Raw genomic sequence first — 14,868 nt, 5'->3', positions numbered from 1 at the left:
CGAGACCCCCGAACAGGGTCTCGGCCCGGCCATTCCGGCTTCTGGGAGCAAATGGCGCATCCTTGACAGGAATCCCCGCGAGAGAGGCGCTTCCAGGATGAGTGCACCCATTGCGACTGTGCGCGGTCGTGGCTACCGCACGGAAGAGGTCGACCGGTATCTCGCGCGGCTCTCCGGCAGCCGTGACGAGGCCTGGGAGCGCGTGGCCCGGCTGACCGTCCTGGCGAGGCAGATGGAGGAGGAGGCGGCGCGGCTGCGCGAGACGGTGGCCGCGCTGGCTCCGCAGACGTACGAGGACCTGAGCGAGCGCGCCCGCCGGATCCTGCTGCTGGCGCAGGAGGAGGCGGACTGCGTTCGGGCGGAGGCGCGGGCGGACGCGTCCGAGACGCTGGGCGCGGCCGAGGCGCATGCGGACCGGGGGGCGGAGCTGGCGCGGGCGGACGCGGAGGCGGTGCGCGAGCAGACGGAGGTCCGGGCCCGGCAGGGGCTGCTGCGGGCGCAGCGGGAGGCGGACGACGCGCGGGCGGAGGCGCGGGCGGACGCGGAGGGGTGGCGGGCGGAGGCGGTGGCCGCGCTGACGCAGATGCGGCGGCGGTCGGACGCGTTGCTCGTGGAGCGCGAGCAGGAGCAGGCGGAGCGGTGGGAGGCGGCCGAGCGGGATCTGGCGGCGCGGGAGGCGGAGTTCGCGGCGTGGGCGGAGGAGGCGGAGCGGTACGCGGAGGGGCGGCTGGCGGAGGCGCGTCGGGGGTTCGCGGAGGCCGAGGAGTCGGCGCGGCACGGGCAGGAGGACGCGGAGGCGCTGGCGGCCGAGCTGGTCGCGCAGGCGCGGGTGGCGGAGGAGCGGGTGGGTCGGGAGACGGAGCGGATCCTGCGGGAGCATGCGGAGTCGCAGGAGGAGATGCGGGCGCACATGAGCCATGTGCGGTCCAGTCTGGCGGCGCTGACGGGCCGGGCTCCTGCGGAGGGCTGAACTGGGTGGGGGCTCGGCTGTGCCGGTGCCGGTGCCGGTGCCGGGGTGGGGTGCCGGCCGGGACTGCATGATTTATGGCTTCTGATCGGGATCAGGTGGCGCGACCTGCGGTCGCGCCACACATCACGTTTTACGTCCCGGCCGGCACCCCACCCCGTCCCCGTCCCCGGCCCCGGCCCCTCCGTCTTGGTTCCTGCTCGGCTAGGGGAGGTTCGTGAGGAAGGTGGCGATCAGGGGGGTGATGGCGGGGAGGTGGGTCTCCAGGGCGAAGTGGCCCGCGCCGTCGAAGACGTGGACGGCGGCGTCGGGGACGTCCCGGAGGTAGGCCTTCGCTCCCGCCGGGGTGAAGAAGGGGTCGCCCGCGCCCCAGACGACCAGGACCGGCGGCCGTGCGGTGCGCAGCCAGGACTGCCAGGCCGGGTAGTGGGCGAAGTTGGAGGCGTAGTCGAAGGCGAGGTCGGCCTGGGCGTCGGCGCGCCCGGGCAGGCCGAGGTAGTGGATGTCGAGCGTCCAGTTGTCCGGGGAGATCAGGGTGGTGTCCGCGACCCCGGTCTCGTACTGGAAGCGGGTGCCTTCCGGGGTGAAGAGGCCCCGGACCCGCTCCTCGTTGCCGGACACCTCGCGCCGCAGGCCGGCGAACTCGCGGGCCGCCTCGGAGAGTCCCTCGTCGTACGCGTTGCCGTTCTGGACGATCAGGCCCGTGACGCGGTCCGGGCGGCGGGTGGCGAGCCGTAGGCCGACCGGGGCGCCGAAGTCGAAGACGTACAGGGCGTAGCGGTCGAGGCCGAGGGCGTCGGTGAAGCCCTCCATGACGTCGGCGAGCCGGTCGAAGGTGTAGGCGAAGCCGTCCGGTGCCTCGGTCCGGCCGAAGCCGGGGTAGTCGGGGGCGATCAGGCGGTACGGGGTGTCGCCGAGGGCGTCCATCAGGCGGGCGAACTGGTGCGAGGCGGTGGGGAAGCCGTGGAGGAGCAGCAGGACGGGGCCGTCGGCGGGGCCGCTTTCGCGGTAGGCGACGCGCACACCGTCGACGTCGACGGTTCGGTGCTGGACGGACGCGATCATCACATGCCTCCTGGTGGCTTAGTTCCATTAGTTTTGCCCGGGGATGGCTAACGGGTCAAGTGCTTCAGGTAGCGTTAGTGGCGTGACAGTCTTCCCGCTGACCGGCGAGCCCCTCGCCCTGGACCTCCTCAACACCCTGACCGCCGAGGGCGACCTGGTCGCCGGGCCGGAGGGTCTCGCGGCATGGCTGGCCGAGCAGGCCGGCCGACTGACCCCGGTCGTGGACGTGGGTGCGGCCGAGGTGGCCGCCGTACGGGCCGTGCGGGAGGCCGCGCGGCCCGCGCTCGCGGCCGTACGGTGCGGGGAGCGGCCGCCGGGCGATGCGCTGCGCGCGCTGAACGAGGCCATGGCCGCGGCGCCCGCCCACCGTGAGCTGGCCTGGAGTGCGCAGGCGGGCCTGGCGGCGGCTTCGCACCGGGCGGCGGACCCGGCGCGGCGGCTCGCGGCGGAACTGGCCGAGGTGGTCGCGGAGTTCCTGACGGACCCGCGTGTGACGTCGGTCCGCGGCTGCGAAGCGCAGGACTGCGTCCTGCTGTTCCTTCCGCTGCACCCGAGGCGCCGCTGGTGCGTGGCGTCGGCCTGCGGCAACCGGGCCCGGGTGGCTCGCTACTACGCCCGCCACAAGCTCCCGTAGCCGCGGCGCTCAGCCCGCGGCCGGGGCCTCGTAGCGGTAGGGGTCGCTGCGCAGGCCGCGGGAGGTGACCACCACCGTGAACGGGGGCTGCGTCGTGGCCGGCAGCGGGGCCGTCAGGGCGCCCGTCACGGGGTCCGGGGTGGCGGGCAGCGTGGTGTCGGCCACCGTGAGGCGGGGGTCGGTGAAGCCGCCGCCCTCGACCGTGAGCAGGCCGTCGGAGACGGTGACGTCCGTGATCACCGGGTTGGCGCGGGTGGCCATCTTGTTCACGAGGTACGCCCCCGCCGGTGCGCCCGTAAGAGCCCAGATCTCGTCGGGGAGGCGGGGGAGTCCGGCGCCCACGTCGGAGAGGAAGAACAGGACGACGTAGAGCATCGTGACCGCGCTGAGCGCGACGTACTGGAGGTCGACGAGGTCGGTCCGGCCGCTGTCGTTCGCGATCAGCTCCCGCAGCGGGCGGCCGCCCGTGGCCGCCGGCTTCGGCGCCGGCTTGGCCATGCTGCCGTTCTCCACGCGGATGCCGACCACCGTCTTCGCGGCGATCATGGCCGCGTACGGGCCCCCGATCAGCGGCAGGTACACCGTCGTCAGTGAGGACAGCGGGCCGTGCTCGCCCTGGAACCAGCCGATGCCGCCGCCCGCGGTGAGTCCGTAGCCGAGGGTCGTGAGCAGCAGCCAGACCAGGACCACCGTCCACGCCAGGGCGAGCGCGGTGGAGGTGGAGAGCCGGCCGTCGCGCCCGGTGACGAAGGCCGGGTGGCGGCGCAGCCGCTGGGCGAGCGGCCCGGCGAGCGCGGCGAGTAACGCCAGTGCGAAGAGTGCGGATGCCATGTCGTCCCCCCGGAAACGGTTGTGCCCCACACTTACCCGTTGGCTGAGGGCATGACAAGTCGCTTCCTGGGAAGGCCCGTTACTCCTCGCTCTGCTCGGGCAGCACCGGGAACCTGCGCGGCGCCACCAGCAGCAGGATCAGCAGCGAGGCCACGGCTGCGCCCGTCGCGCCGAGGAAGATGTGGTCCACGGCGGCGGCCACGGCCTCCCGCAGGTAGTCGGCGGCGGCCTGGGGGAGCAGCCCCGGCTGGTCCAGGGCCTTGGACACGTCGTCCAGCTTGTCCGGAAGGCCCGGCATGGGGGCGTCCACCAGCCGGGCGGCGATGGTGGCGTTGGCGACGGCGCCCAGCAGGGCGGCGCCGATGCTCTGGCCGACCTGGCGGGAGAACAGCACCGAGGCCGTCGCGGTCCCGCGCTCCGCCCAGCCGACGGTGGACTGGACCCCGACGACCAGCGGGAGCTGGAAGATGCCGAGGGCGCCGCCCAGCAGCAGCATGATCAGCGCGGGCTGCCAGGGCAGGGCGGGATAGGGGAGCAGGGTGAAGGAGTACAGGATCACCGCGGCCAGCCCGATCCCGACGGCCGCGGTGTTCCGGAAGCCGATGCGCCGGTAGACGTGCTGGCTGAACGCGGCGGTGATGGGCCAGCTGAGGGTCATCACGGACATGACCAGCCCGGCGCTGATGGGCCCGAGCCCGAGAACGGACTGGGCGTACGTGGGCATGAACACCATCGGGGCGACCATCAGCAGGCCGAGCGCCCCCATGGCCAGGTTGACGGCGGCGATGGTGCGCCGGCGCCACACCCAGCCGGGCAGGATCGGCTCCTCGGCCCGGCGCTCGATCCGGACCACCACGGCGGCCAGTACGGCGCTCGTGCCCAGCAGTCCCAGCGAGGGCGCGGACAGCCAGGGCCAGGCGACCCCGCCCTGGACGAGCGCGAACAGCAGCAGGCCGCCGCAGGCGAAGATGCCCAGTGCCCCGGCCCAGTCGACCGGGCCCCGGCGCCCGGGGGACCGTACGGGCTCCGTGAGGTGACGGGCGATCATCCACAGGGCGAGGGCGGCCAGCGGCAGGTTGATCAGGAAGATCCAGCGCCAGTGCGCGTACGAGGCGAGCAGCCCGCCGAGGGCCGGCCCGGCCACGGCGGAGGTGGCCCAGACGGTCGACATCCGGGCCTGGATCTTCGGCCGGTCCTTGAGCGGGTAGAGGTCGCCGGCCAGGGTCTGGACGGTGCCCTGGAGGGCGCCGCCGCCCAGGCCCTGGATGATCCGGAAGGCGATGAGGGCGGCCATGTTCCAGGCGAGCGCGCACAGCAGCGAGCCGACGAGGAAGAGCCCGATGCCGAAGAGCAGCACGGGCTTGCGGCCGAAGGTGTCGGACAGCTTCCCGTACACGGGCAGGGTGACGGTGACGGACAGCAGGTAGCCGGAGAAGAGCCAGGAGAAGACGGAGAACCCGCCGATGTCGCCCACGATCTGGGGCACCGCGGTGGAGACGATGGTGCTGTCGAGGGCGACGAGCGCCATGCCGAGCATCAGTGAGGCGACCACGGGGGCGGGCGGGCGCCCCGGCGCCGCCACCCCGGCCCCCGCCGCCGTGCCGGGCCCCGCGCCTTTGGCCGAAACCGTGCTCCCGGAGGGGCCGTCGCTCCCCCCGGCTATGCCGTCCGGACTTCCGTCCGCTCTCTCCCCAGACCCCACGAAGATTCCTTCCCCCTGCACGCACATGCGGGGAACACCTTCTCACCGCTGCCGTATGCGGCGGTATCCCCCAGAGCAGGTCCCCCGAAGGGCGGAGAACCCCTAGGGGACGCTCCGCACAAGGTGCCGGGGGTCTTTCGTCCCGGCGGAGGAGGAGACGGGCCGCGGCGCGTCCTTAACTGGTTCACATGGGGCCGGGAGCCCGAGGGGTGGGGTTAACCCCCGGACCGATACGGCAATGGGCACCAGCGCGCCGGAGCCCGCCGCGCAACAGACTTCACGACGGCGACGCACGCAGAAGACGAGAAGGAGAAACACCGTGACAACGGCTATGACCGAAACCAGGCACGGGGACGGCCAGGGGCACGCAGCCGTCGCGGCCCGGGCGCGGAAGGTCGTCAAGGCCTACGGCTCCGGCGAGACGCGCGTCATGGCCCTTGACACGGTGGACGTGGACATCCACCGCGGCCAGTTCACCGCGATCATGGGTCCTTCGGGCTCCGGCAAGTCCACGCTGATGCACTGCCTCGCCGGTCTCGACACGGTGACCAGCGGGCAGATCCACCTCGACGACACCGAGATCACCGGGCTGAAGGACAAGAAGCTCACGCAGCTGCGCCGTGACCGGATCGGCTTCATCTTCCAGGCGTTCAACCTGCTGCCCACCCTGAACGCCCTGGAGAACATCACGCTCCCCATGGACATCGCGGGCCGCAAGCCCGATGCCCAGTGGCTGAACCGGGTCGTGGAGACCGTCGGCCTGGCCGGGCGCCTGAAGCACCGCCCGACCGAGCTCTCCGGCGGCCAGCAGCAGCGCGTGGCGGTCGCCCGCGCCCTCGCCGCCCGCCCGCAGATCATCTTCGGCGACGAGCCGACCGGAAACCTGGACTCGCGGGCCGGCGCCGAGGTCCTCGGCTTCCTGCGCCGCTCGGTGGACGAACTCGGCCAGACCATCGTGATGGTCACGCACGACCCGGTGGCCGCCTCGTACGCGGACCGGGTCATCTTCCTCGCCGACGGCAAGATCGTCGACGAGATGTACGGGCCCACGGCCGAGCAGGTCCTGGACCGCATGAAGGACTTCGACGCGCGCGGGCGGACCTCGTGAGCAACACCGTCCTGAAGACCTCCCGGCGCAACTTCGTCGCGCACAAGGGACGGATGGCGCTCTCGGCCGTCGCCGTCATGCTCTCCGTCGCCTTCGTCTGCGGCACCCTGGTGTTCACCGACACCATGAACACCACCTTCGACAAGCTGTTCGCCGTCACCAGCGCCGATGTGACGGTCAGCCCGAAGGAGGCGAAGGGCGGGGAGGAGACCCCGGAGCGCGGCAAGCCCGAGACGCTGGCAGGGCCCACCGTCGAGCAGGTGAAGAAGGCCGAGGGCGTCAAGAGCGCCGAGGGCGCCGTCATGTCGACGTCCGTCACGGTCGTCAACTCCAAGAACGAGAACATGGGCTCGACCACCGGTGCCCCGACCATCGCGGGCAACTGGAACGACAACGAGCTCAAGTCCATGAAGATCACCGCCGGCCGGGCGCCGCGCGGCCCCACCGAGGTGATGGTCGACTCCGACACCGCGGAAAAGCACCACCTGGGGCTCGGTGACGAACTGCGCACCATCGCCGTCACCGGTGACATCCGCGCCAAGATCACCGGTATCGCCGCCTTCACCGTCACCAACCCGGGTGCGGCCGTCGTCTACTTCGACACCGCCACCGCGCAGCAGGCGCTGCTCGGTTCCCCCGGCTCCTTCACGCACGTCAACGTCACCGCCAAGGACGGGGTGAGCGACGAGCAGCTCAAGCAGGGCATCGCGAGCGCCGTCGGCGCGGACACGTACAAGCTGCAGACCGCCAAGGAAGCCGCGGACGCCAACCGCAAGGACGTCGGTTCCTTCCTCGACGTCATGAAGTACGTGATGCTCGGCTTCGCCGGGATCGCCTTCCTCGTCGGCATCTTCCTGATCTTCAACACCTTCTCGATGCTGGTCGCCCAGCGCACCCGCGAGATCGGCCTGATGCGCGCCATCGGCGCGGACAGCGGACAGGTCCTCAAGTCCGTCGTCCTGGAGGCCTACATCCTCGGCTTCGTCGGCTCCGTGCTGGGCGTCGGCGCGGGTGTGGGCCTGGCCGTCGGCCTGATGAAGGTCATGGGCCAGATGGGCATGCACCTGTCCACCGACGATCTGACCGTCGCCTGGACCACCCCGGCCATCGGCCTGCTGCTCGGCATCAAGGTCACCGCCGTCGCCGCCTTCATCCCGGCCCGCCGGGCCGGCAAGGTCTCCCCGATGGCCGCCCTGCGCGAGTCCGGCACCCCCGGGGACAAGAAGGCCGGCGTCGTCCGCGCCGTCCTCGGCCTGGTCCTCACCGGCATCGGCGGCGCGGGGCTCTACCTCGCCTCCGCCGCGGAGAAGGCCGGACCCGGATCGCTCTGGCTGGGCCTGGGCGTCGTCCTCACCCTCATCGGCTTCATCGTGATCGGCCCGCTGCTCGCCGCGGGCGTGGTGCGGGCGCTGTCCGGCGTGGTGCTGCGGCCCTTCGGGTCCGTGGGCCGGCTCGCCGAGCGCAACGCCCTGCGCAACCCGCGCCGCACCGGCGCCACCGCCGCCGCGCTGATGATCGGCCTGGCCCTGGTCGCCTGCCTGTCGGTGGTCGGCTCCTCGATGGTGGCCTCCGCCACCGAGGAACTCGACAAGTCCGTCGGCGCCGACTTCATGCTCAGTTCCCAGTCCGGGCAGATGGTCGTGCCGCAGGCCGAGCAGGCGCTGCGTGCCGTCAAGGGCCTCGACCACGTCACCGCCTACCGCCAGGTGGAGGCGAAGGTCACCGCCCCCGACGGCTCCACCGTCGAGGAGGGCATCGGCGCCACCGACCCGACGTACGCCGGGGACATGCGGCGCAAGATGGTCGCCGGAGAGCAGGCGGCGGCGTACGGCAAGGGCTCGATGTCGGTCGGTTCGATCTACGCCACCGCGCACCACGTCAAGCTCGGTGACGAGCTGACGGTCGCCTTCACGGGCGGCAGCGCCGTCAAGCTGAAGGTCGCGGCGATCACCAGCGACGAGGGCACCTTCGACAGCGGCATGATGTTCGTCAGCACCGCGGTCGCCCAGGCGAACGTGCCGGCCGACCGGATGCCGCTCCCCTTCATGCTGCTGGCCAGCGCGAAGGACGGGGAGTCCGACGCCGCCGCGTACCAGGCGGTCAAGGCGGCGGTGGCGGAGTACCCGCAGTACGACGTGCGCAACCGGGCCGACTACAAGCAGGCGCTCAAGGACCAGGTCGGCCAGCTCCTGAACATGGTCTACGGGCTCCTCGGCCTCGCCATCATCGTCGCGGTCCTGGGGGTCGTGAACACCCTGGCCCTGTCGGTGGTGGAGCGGACCCGCGAGATCGGCCTGATGCGCGCCATCGGCCTCTCCCGCCGCCAGCTGCGCCGCATGATCCGCCTGGAGTCGGTGGTCATCGCCCTCTTCGGCGCCCTGCTCGGCCTCGGGCTGGGCATGGGCTGGGGCGCCACCGCGCAGCAGCTGCTCGCGCTCGAAGGCCTCAAGGTGCTGGAGATCCCCTGGCCGACGATCCTCGGGGTGTTCGCCGCCTCGGCCTTCGTGGGCCTGTTCGCCGCGCTGGTCCCGGCCTTCCGGGCGGGGCGGATGAACGTTCTGAACGCGATCGCGAGCGAGTAGGGGTACCTGCCGCCGCGTTCGTACGGGGGAAAGCGGGGGGAAGCGGGGGAGCACGGGGGAGGCGCCGGTCCGGGACCTTGGGGTCCCGGACCGTCGTCGCGTCATTCGTGGCGCATCAGGACGACGCCCTCGGCCTCGCCCACGAGCTCGAACCGCTCGCCGGGGTGCAGCTGCCGGGCATAACCGGTCGGGTCCTGACCGGCCCACTTGGAGGAGTTGTCCAGGGTGATCCAGTCGGGGACGACGCCCTTGCTGCCGCCGATCCACAGCACGCGGCAGCGGGAGGTCAGCCGGGTCAGCGGCGCGGTGTCGGCCTCCACCGTCGCCCCGTCGGGGATCCGGTCGAGGAGTTCCTCGATCGCGGTGACCCGGGCGGGCTTCTCGTACGTACGGGCCTGCGCGAGCTTCTCGGTCGGCAGGCTGGTCACGCTGAGGGCGAGGCCGGCGGCGAGGACGGCGGTGGGCAGCTGGAGTGCGTACGCGCGCAGCCAGGCCCGCTCACCGCGCCGGGCGGTGTCGATCGCGTCGACGAGGGCGAGGGCCACGACGGGCATGAGGACGGCGCTGTAGTGCCAGTCGGTGGACCAGTAGTGGTCGTCGCCGGACAGGAACCGCCAGCCGAGGGTGGGGGCGGCGACCAGCAGCAGCGGTGAGCGCAGGGCCAGCAGTCCGGAGGTCGGGATCAGCACCCAGGCCAGGGTGGTGAGCTTGGTGCCGAAGCCGTCGAGGGGGCCCGCGCCGTGGATCTTGTCCCAGTAGCCGTAGCCCGCCGTGGCGAAGGCCGGTATGACGACGGTGAACACCAGGGCGGCGAGGACGGTGGCCAGGGCGGCGACGCCGAGGGCGACCGCGGCGGCCCGCCGGTCGGTGGGCCGGGCCCGCCAGGCGACGACCACGGCCAGGGCGGCGAGGGTGAAACCGAGGTCCTCCTTGACGAGGAGCAGCGGCAGCCCCCACAACAGGGCGGCCCGCCAGCGCCGGGCGAGGACCGCCTCCAGGGCGAAGGCCAGCAGGGGCACGGCGAAGGCGATCTCGTGGAAGTCGAACTCGACGGCCCGCTGGATCCCCCAGGACAGCCCGTACGCGATCCCGACGGCGAGCCCGCGGGGCCGGCCCAGGAACCGCCCGGCCGCCCTGGTGACGGGGACGGCGGAGAGCGCGAAGAGCGCGGCCTGCGCGACGAGCAGGGTCACGGGGCCCGGGAAGATCCGGTAGAAGGGGGCGAGGGTCGCGATGACCGGGCTGAAGTGGTCGCCGAGGATGTTGGCCCCCGGCCCCTTCAGATCGGCGACGGGCTCGCGCAGGTGCGCGTACGCGCGGATCGCCTGCTCGAAGATGCCCAGGTCCCAGGAGGCCCACTCCATCCGCCGGAACCGTCCGACGGACAGCACGAGGTAGACGAGGAACAGCCCGGCGGCCACCATCCAGGGCCCGGCCCACCGTCGGCTCCCCGCCTTCACGGCGGCTGTGGCCGCCGGCGCGGCGGGGCGGGCTATCGCATCGCTCGTCACGGACTCGTGCTCCTCGGCCGGTCGGCGTCTCTCCGGCGGAAAGCGTCGCGGCGAGCTCAGACGGTCAGTACCGGGACATCGTAAAGCGGGATGAACTTGTCACGCGTGACGAGGGTCAGCCCTTCCGACTGGGCCTGGGCGATCAGCATGCGGTCGAAGGGATCCCTGTGGTGGAGGGGCAGCTGTCCCGCCCGGATGCCATGGAGCGCGGTGACCGGCAGCGGCCTGAGCTGACAGTCCCTGGCTCGCTCCGGCAGGTCCTCCGGGCCGTCGAGCTTGCCGAGAGCCTGCTTGACCGCCAGTTCCCACGGGGTGACCGCGCTGACGTACGCGAGGCGCTCGGTGTCCAGCAGGTCCTTGACCTCGTCGGACAGCTGTGGGGAGTCCGTCAGCCACCACACGATGACGTGAGTGTCCGCCAGGAGCTTCACTCGGCGGCCTCGGTGTGGGGGAGCAGCCCGAAGGCCTCGGCGAAGCCGGCGTCATCGGACATGTCGTCGAAGTCGTCGGCGAACACCACGGGCTCCCTGACGGATCCTCGCGAGGTCCGCAAGACCTTCCCCGCGAGCGGGATCACCTTGGCGACGGGCTCCCCCGCCTTGCTGATGATCACCTCCTCGCCGGTGGCGACCGCCTCCAGGATCTTGGAGAAGTTGGTTTTCGCCTCGTGGACGTTGTACTGCCGGGCCCCTTCCATGGGGACTCCTTCGACGGGGACGCCAGAGGTGGACTAATTGCTGGACCAAGCGTAATCGGATCGGCCCAGTGGGCGCCAGCTCCGTCACCCCCACGGGTGACCCGAATCCCCCGCGCGTGGCGCCGGGGGGCGTCGTAGGGTGGGAACCCCCGGCCCGCGAGCGTGTCGGGCCCTTCGCGTTGCCCCCTCACCGGATGGAAAGCCTCTACATGAGCCTGCACGGACTGCTCGACGCCGTCACCCGGGATCCCGCCCTCACCGAGGCGGTCACCGCGGCCGGGGACGGCAACCGCATGCATGTGGACCTGGTCGGCCCCGCCGCCGCGCGGCCCTTCGCGATCGCCGCGCTGGCCCGGCAGACCGGGCGGACCGTCCTCGCGGTCACCGCGACCGGGCGCGAGGCCGAGGACCTGGCCGCTGCGCTGCGCTCGCTCATGCCGTCGCCCGACGAGGTGGTGGACTACCCGTCCTGGGAGACGCTCCCGCACGAGCGGCTCAGCCCGCGCAGCGACACCGTGGGCCGCCGGATCGCCGTACTGCGCCGCCTCGCGCACCCGAGCAAGGACGACCCGGCCGCAGGGCCCGTCTCCGTGGTCGTCGCGCCGATCCGCTCCGTGCTCCAGCCGCAGGTCAAGGGGCTCGGCGATCTGGTGCCGGTGGCCCTGCGGCAGGGGCAGAGCGTCGACCTCGGCGAGGTGACGCAGGCGCTGGCGGCGGCCGCGTACGCGCGCGTGGAGCTCGTCGAGAAGCGCGGCGAGTTCGCCGTGCGCGGCGGCATCCTCGACGTGTTCCCGCCCACCGAGGAACACCCGCTGCGCATCGAGTTCTGGGGCGACGAGGTCGAGGAGATCCGTTACTTCAAGGTCGCCGACCAGCGGTCGCTGGAGATCGCCGAGCACGGCCTGTGGGCACCGCCCTGCCGTGAGCTGCTGCTGACCGACGAGGTACGGGAGCGGGCGGCGGCCCTCGCCGAGGACCACCCCGAGCTCGGCGAGCTGCTGAACAAGATCGCCGAGGGGATCGCCGTCGAGGGCATGGAGTCCCTGGCCCCGGTCCTGGTCGACGACATGGAGCTGCTGATCGACGTCCTGCCCGCCGGGGCGATGGCCGTCGTCTGCGACCCCGAGCGGGTACGGACCCGGGCCGCCGACCTGGTCGCCACCAGCCAGGAGTTCCTGATGGCGTCCTGGGCCGCCACCGCGGGCGGCGGCGAGGCCCCCATCGACGTCGGCGCGGCCTCGCTGCGCGGCCTCGCCGACGTACGCGACCACGCCCGCGAGCTCGGCATGATGTGGTGGTCGGTCTCCCCCTTCGCCGCGGACGAAGAGGCGGTCGGCGGCGACACGTTGAAGCTCGGCATGCACGCCCCCGAGGCCTACCGCGGCGACACCGCCCGCGCGCTCGCCGACACCAAGGGCTGGATCGCCGACGGCTGGCACACCGTCTACCTCACCGAGGGCCACGGCCCGGCCGCCCGCACCGTCGAGGTGCTCGGCGGCGAGGGCATCGCGGCCCGCCTGGAAGCGGACCTGGGCACGCTGGAGCCGAGCATCGTGCACGTCGCCTGCGGCTCGATCGACAACGGCTTCGTCGACCCGGCCCTCAAGCTGGCCGTCCTCACCGAGACCGACCTCACCGGGCAGCGCACCGCCACCAAGGACCTCGGCCGGATGCCGACCCGGCGGCGCAAGACGATCGACCCGCTGACCCTGGAGGCCGGCGACTACATCGTCCACGAGCAGCACGGCGTGGGCCGCTACATCGAGATGGTCCAGCGCACCGTCCAGGGCGCGACCCGCGAGTACCTCCTCGTCGAGTACGCCCCCGCCAAGCGCGGCCAGCCCGGCGACCGCCTCTACATCCCCACCGACCAGCTGGAGCAGGTCACCAAGTACGTCGGCGGCGAGGCCCCGACCCTGCACCGGCTCGGCGGCGCCGACTGGACCAAGACGAAGGCGCGCGCGAAGAAGGCGGTCAAGGAGATCGCCGCCGACCTCATCAAGCTGTACAGCGCGCGCATGGCGGCCCCCGGCCACGTCTTCGGCCCGGACACCCCCTGGCAGCGCGAACTGGAGGACGCCTTCCCGTACGCGGAGACGCCCGACCAGCTCACCACCATCGCCGAGGTCAAGGAGGACATGGAGAAGTCGGTCCCCATGGACCGGCTGATCTGCGGCGACGTCGGCTACGGCAAGACCGAGATCGCCGTGCGCGCCGCTTTCAAGGCGGTCCAGGACGGAAAGCAGGTCGCCGTCCTCGTTCCGACGACGCTCCTCGTGCAGCAGCACTTCGGCACCTTCTCCGAGCGCTACAGCCAGTTCCCCGTGAAGGTGAAGGCGCTGTCCCGGTTCCAGGGCGAGGCGGAGTCCAAGGCCACGCTGGAGGGTCTGCGCGAGGGAGCGGTGGACGTGGTCATCGGTACCCACCGGCTGTTCTCGCAGGAGACGAAGTTCAAGGACCTGGGCCTGGTCATCGTCGACGAGGAGCAGCGGTTCGGCGTCGAGCACAAGGAGCAGCTGAAGAAGCTCCGTGCCAACGTCGACGTGCTCACCATGTCCGCGACGCCGATCCCGCGCACCCTGGAGATGGCGGTGACCGGCATCCGTGAGATGTCGACGATCACCACCCCGCCGGAGGAGCGGCACCCGGTGCTCACCTTCGTCGGTCCGTACGAGGAGAAGCAGATCGGCGCGGCCGTCCGCCGTGAACTGCTGCGCGAGGGCCAGTGCTTCTACATCCACAACCGGGTCGAGTCCATCGACCGGGCGGCGGCCAAGCTGCGTGAGATCGTGCCCGAGGCGCGGATCGCGACCGCGCACGGTCAGATGTCCGAACAGGCCCTGGAACAGGTCGTCGTGGACTTCTGGGAGAAGAAGTTCGACGTGCTGGTGTCGACCACGATCGTCGAGTCGGGCATCGACATCTCCAACGCCAACACCCTGATCGTGGAGCGCGGCGACAACTTCGGCCTTTCCCAGCTGCACCAGCTGCGCGGGCGTGTGGGCCGAGGCCGCGAGCGCGGGTACGCGTACTTCCTTTACCCGCCGGAGAAGCCGCTGACCGAGACCGCGCACGAGCGGCTCGCGACGATCGCCCAGCACACCGAGATGGGCGCCGGCATGTACGTGGCGATGAAGGACCTGGAGATCCGCGGCGCGGGCAACCTGCTCGGCGGCGAGCAGTCCGGTCACATCGCGGGCGTCGGCTTCGACCTGTACATCCGGATGGTCGGCGAGGCGGTGGCCGACTACCGGGCCGCCGTCGAGGGCGGGGTGGAGGAGGAGCCGCCGCTGGACGTCAAGATCGAGCTGCCGGTCGACGCGCACGTCCCGCACGACTACGCGCCCGGCGAGCGGCTGCGCCTGCAGGCGTACCGGTCCATCGCCTCGGCGAACTCCGAGGCGGACGTCAAGGCCGTACGGGAGGAACTCACCGACCGCTACGGCAAGCTGCCGGAGCCGGTGGAGAACCTGCTGCTGGTGGCCGGGCTGCGGATGCTGGCGCGTGCGTGCGGGGTCGCCGACATCACCCTGCAGGGCGCCAACATCCGTTTCGGGCCGGTGGAACTGCGCGAGTCGCAGGAGCTGCGCCTGAAGCGGCTCTACCCGGGGGCGGTGCTCAAGCCCGCCACCTCGCAGGTGCTCATCCCGCGCCCGAAGACCGGGAAGATCGGCGGGAAGCCGTTGGTCGGGCGGGAACTGCTGGCATGGACGGGGGAGTTCCTCGCCACGATCCTCGGCTCGTAGGAACACGGCCGGCCGCGGCCGGGGA

The 14,868-nt window shown here is 72.0% G+C and carries 11 protein-coding genes; 5 read left to right on the top strand and 6 right to left on the bottom strand.

Features of this window, described 5'->3' with window-relative positions:
• Window positions 1-97 precede the first annotated feature (97 nt).
• Complete coding sequence (locus OG737_RS11325; RefSeq protein ID WP_405921480.1) at window positions 98-970, top strand: DivIVA domain-containing protein; 873 nt, start codon at window positions 98-100, stop codon at window positions 968-970.
• A gap of 201 nt (window positions 971-1,171) precedes the next feature.
• On the opposite strand, the gene OG737_RS11320 is transcribed toward OG737_RS11325, so the two are convergent.
• Window positions 1,172-2,032 (bottom strand): alpha/beta hydrolase, encoded by an 861-nt coding sequence (locus OG737_RS11320; RefSeq protein ID WP_328926069.1) that lies wholly within the window; start codon window positions 2,030-2,032, stop codon window positions 1,172-1,174.
• 82 nt (window positions 2,033-2,114) lie between these two features.
• On the opposite strand from OG737_RS11320, the gene OG737_RS11315 reads away from it, so the two are divergent.
• Entirely contained in the window at window positions 2,115-2,666 is a 552-nt protein-coding gene (locus OG737_RS11315; RefSeq protein WP_328926068.1) for an ABATE domain-containing protein, read from the top strand.
• Window positions 2,667-2,675: 9 nt separating this feature from the next.
• On the opposite strand, the gene OG737_RS11310 is transcribed toward OG737_RS11315, so the two are convergent.
• Entirely contained in the window at window positions 2,676-3,497 is an 822-nt protein-coding gene (locus tag OG737_RS11310; protein ID WP_328926067.1) for a hypothetical protein, read from the bottom strand.
• Window positions 3,498-3,576: 79 nt separating this feature from the next.
• Window positions 3,577-5,199 carry an MFS transporter gene (locus OG737_RS11305; protein ID WP_405679816.1) on the bottom strand — a complete coding sequence of 541 codons (1,623 nt, stop codon included), beginning with the start codon at window positions 5,197-5,199 and terminating at the stop codon, window positions 3,577-3,579.
• A gap of 331 nt (window positions 5,200-5,530) precedes the next feature.
• Between OG737_RS11305 and OG737_RS11300 the strand changes: the two genes are divergently transcribed.
• Together OG737_RS11300 and OG737_RS11295 are read left to right on the top strand one after the other, a co-directional pair.
• Window positions 5,531-6,307, top strand: a complete 777-nt coding sequence (locus tag OG737_RS11300) for an ABC transporter ATP-binding protein (RefSeq protein WP_405681411.1) — start codon at window positions 5,531-5,533, stop codon at window positions 6,305-6,307.
• 53 nt (window positions 6,308-6,360) lie between these two features.
• Entirely contained in the window at window positions 6,361-8,889 is a 2,529-nt protein-coding gene (locus OG737_RS11295) for an ABC transporter permease (protein ID WP_405922412.1), read from the top strand.
• A 101-nt stretch (window positions 8,890-8,990) separates the two neighbouring features.
• On the opposite strand, the gene OG737_RS11290 is transcribed toward OG737_RS11295, so the two are convergent.
• The 3 genes from OG737_RS11290 to OG737_RS11280 are packed head-to-tail and all read right to left on the bottom strand — an operon-like array spanning window position 8,991 to window position 11,097.
• Complete coding sequence (locus tag OG737_RS11290) at window positions 8,991-10,400, bottom strand: DUF2079 domain-containing protein (RefSeq protein ID WP_405921479.1); 1,410 nt, start codon at window positions 10,398-10,400, stop codon at window positions 8,991-8,993.
• Between the two features lie 56 nt (window positions 10,401-10,456).
• Window positions 10,457-10,831 (bottom strand): type II toxin-antitoxin system VapC family toxin, encoded by a 375-nt coding sequence (locus OG737_RS11285; protein ID WP_328926065.1) that lies wholly within the window; start codon window positions 10,829-10,831, stop codon window positions 10,457-10,459.
• Window positions 10,828-11,097, bottom strand: a complete 270-nt coding sequence (locus tag OG737_RS11280) for a type II toxin-antitoxin system prevent-host-death family antitoxin (RefSeq protein ID WP_328926064.1) — start codon at window positions 11,095-11,097, stop codon at window positions 10,828-10,830. The genes OG737_RS11285 and OG737_RS11280 overlap by 4 nt, the downstream gene beginning before the upstream one ends.
• Before the next feature lie 209 nt (window positions 11,098-11,306).
• Here OG737_RS11280 and mfd point away from each other — a divergent pair, with 209 nt between their 5' ends.
• A complete protein-coding gene (gene mfd, locus OG737_RS11275; protein ID WP_328926063.1) occupies window positions 11,307-14,843 on the top strand; it encodes a transcription-repair coupling factor in 3,537 nt (1,178 codons plus the stop codon).
• The last annotated feature ends 25 nt before the right edge of the window (window positions 14,844-14,868 follow it).

The organism is Streptomyces sp. NBC_00122 (assembly GCF_045160845.1).
In the GTDB taxonomy this organism is placed as follows: Bacteria; Actinomycetota; Actinomycetes; order Streptomycetales; family Streptomycetaceae; genus Streptomyces.
The sequence above is the reverse complement of the archived record's forward strand: the minus strand, read 5'-3'. Positions and strand labels throughout refer to the sequence as shown.

Excerpts from the sequence above, each read along its gene's own strand:
- OG737_RS11325 (WP_405921480.1), top strand. The coding sequence starts at position 98 with ATGAGTGCACCCATTGCGACTGTGCGCGGTCGTGGCTACCGCACGGAA.
- OG737_RS11320 (WP_328926069.1), bottom strand. The coding sequence starts at position 2,032 with ATGATCGCGTCCGTCCAGCACCGAACCGTCGACGTCGACGGTGTGCGC.
- OG737_RS11310 (WP_328926067.1), bottom strand. The coding sequence starts at position 3,497 with ATGGCATCCGCACTCTTCGCACTGGCGTTACTCGCCGCGCTCGCCGGG.
- OG737_RS11300 (WP_405681411.1), top strand. The coding sequence starts at position 5,531 with ATGACCGAAACCAGGCACGGGGACGGCCAGGGGCACGCAGCCGTCGCG.
- OG737_RS11295 (WP_405922412.1), top strand. The coding sequence starts at position 6,361 with ATGGCGCTCTCGGCCGTCGCCGTCATGCTCTCCGTCGCCTTCGTCTGC.
- OG737_RS11280 (WP_328926064.1), bottom strand. The coding sequence starts at position 11,097 with ATGGAAGGGGCCCGGCAGTACAACGTCCACGAGGCGAAAACCAACTTC.
- mfd (WP_328926063.1), top strand. The coding sequence starts at position 11,307 with ATGAGCCTGCACGGACTGCTCGACGCCGTCACCCGGGATCCCGCCCTC.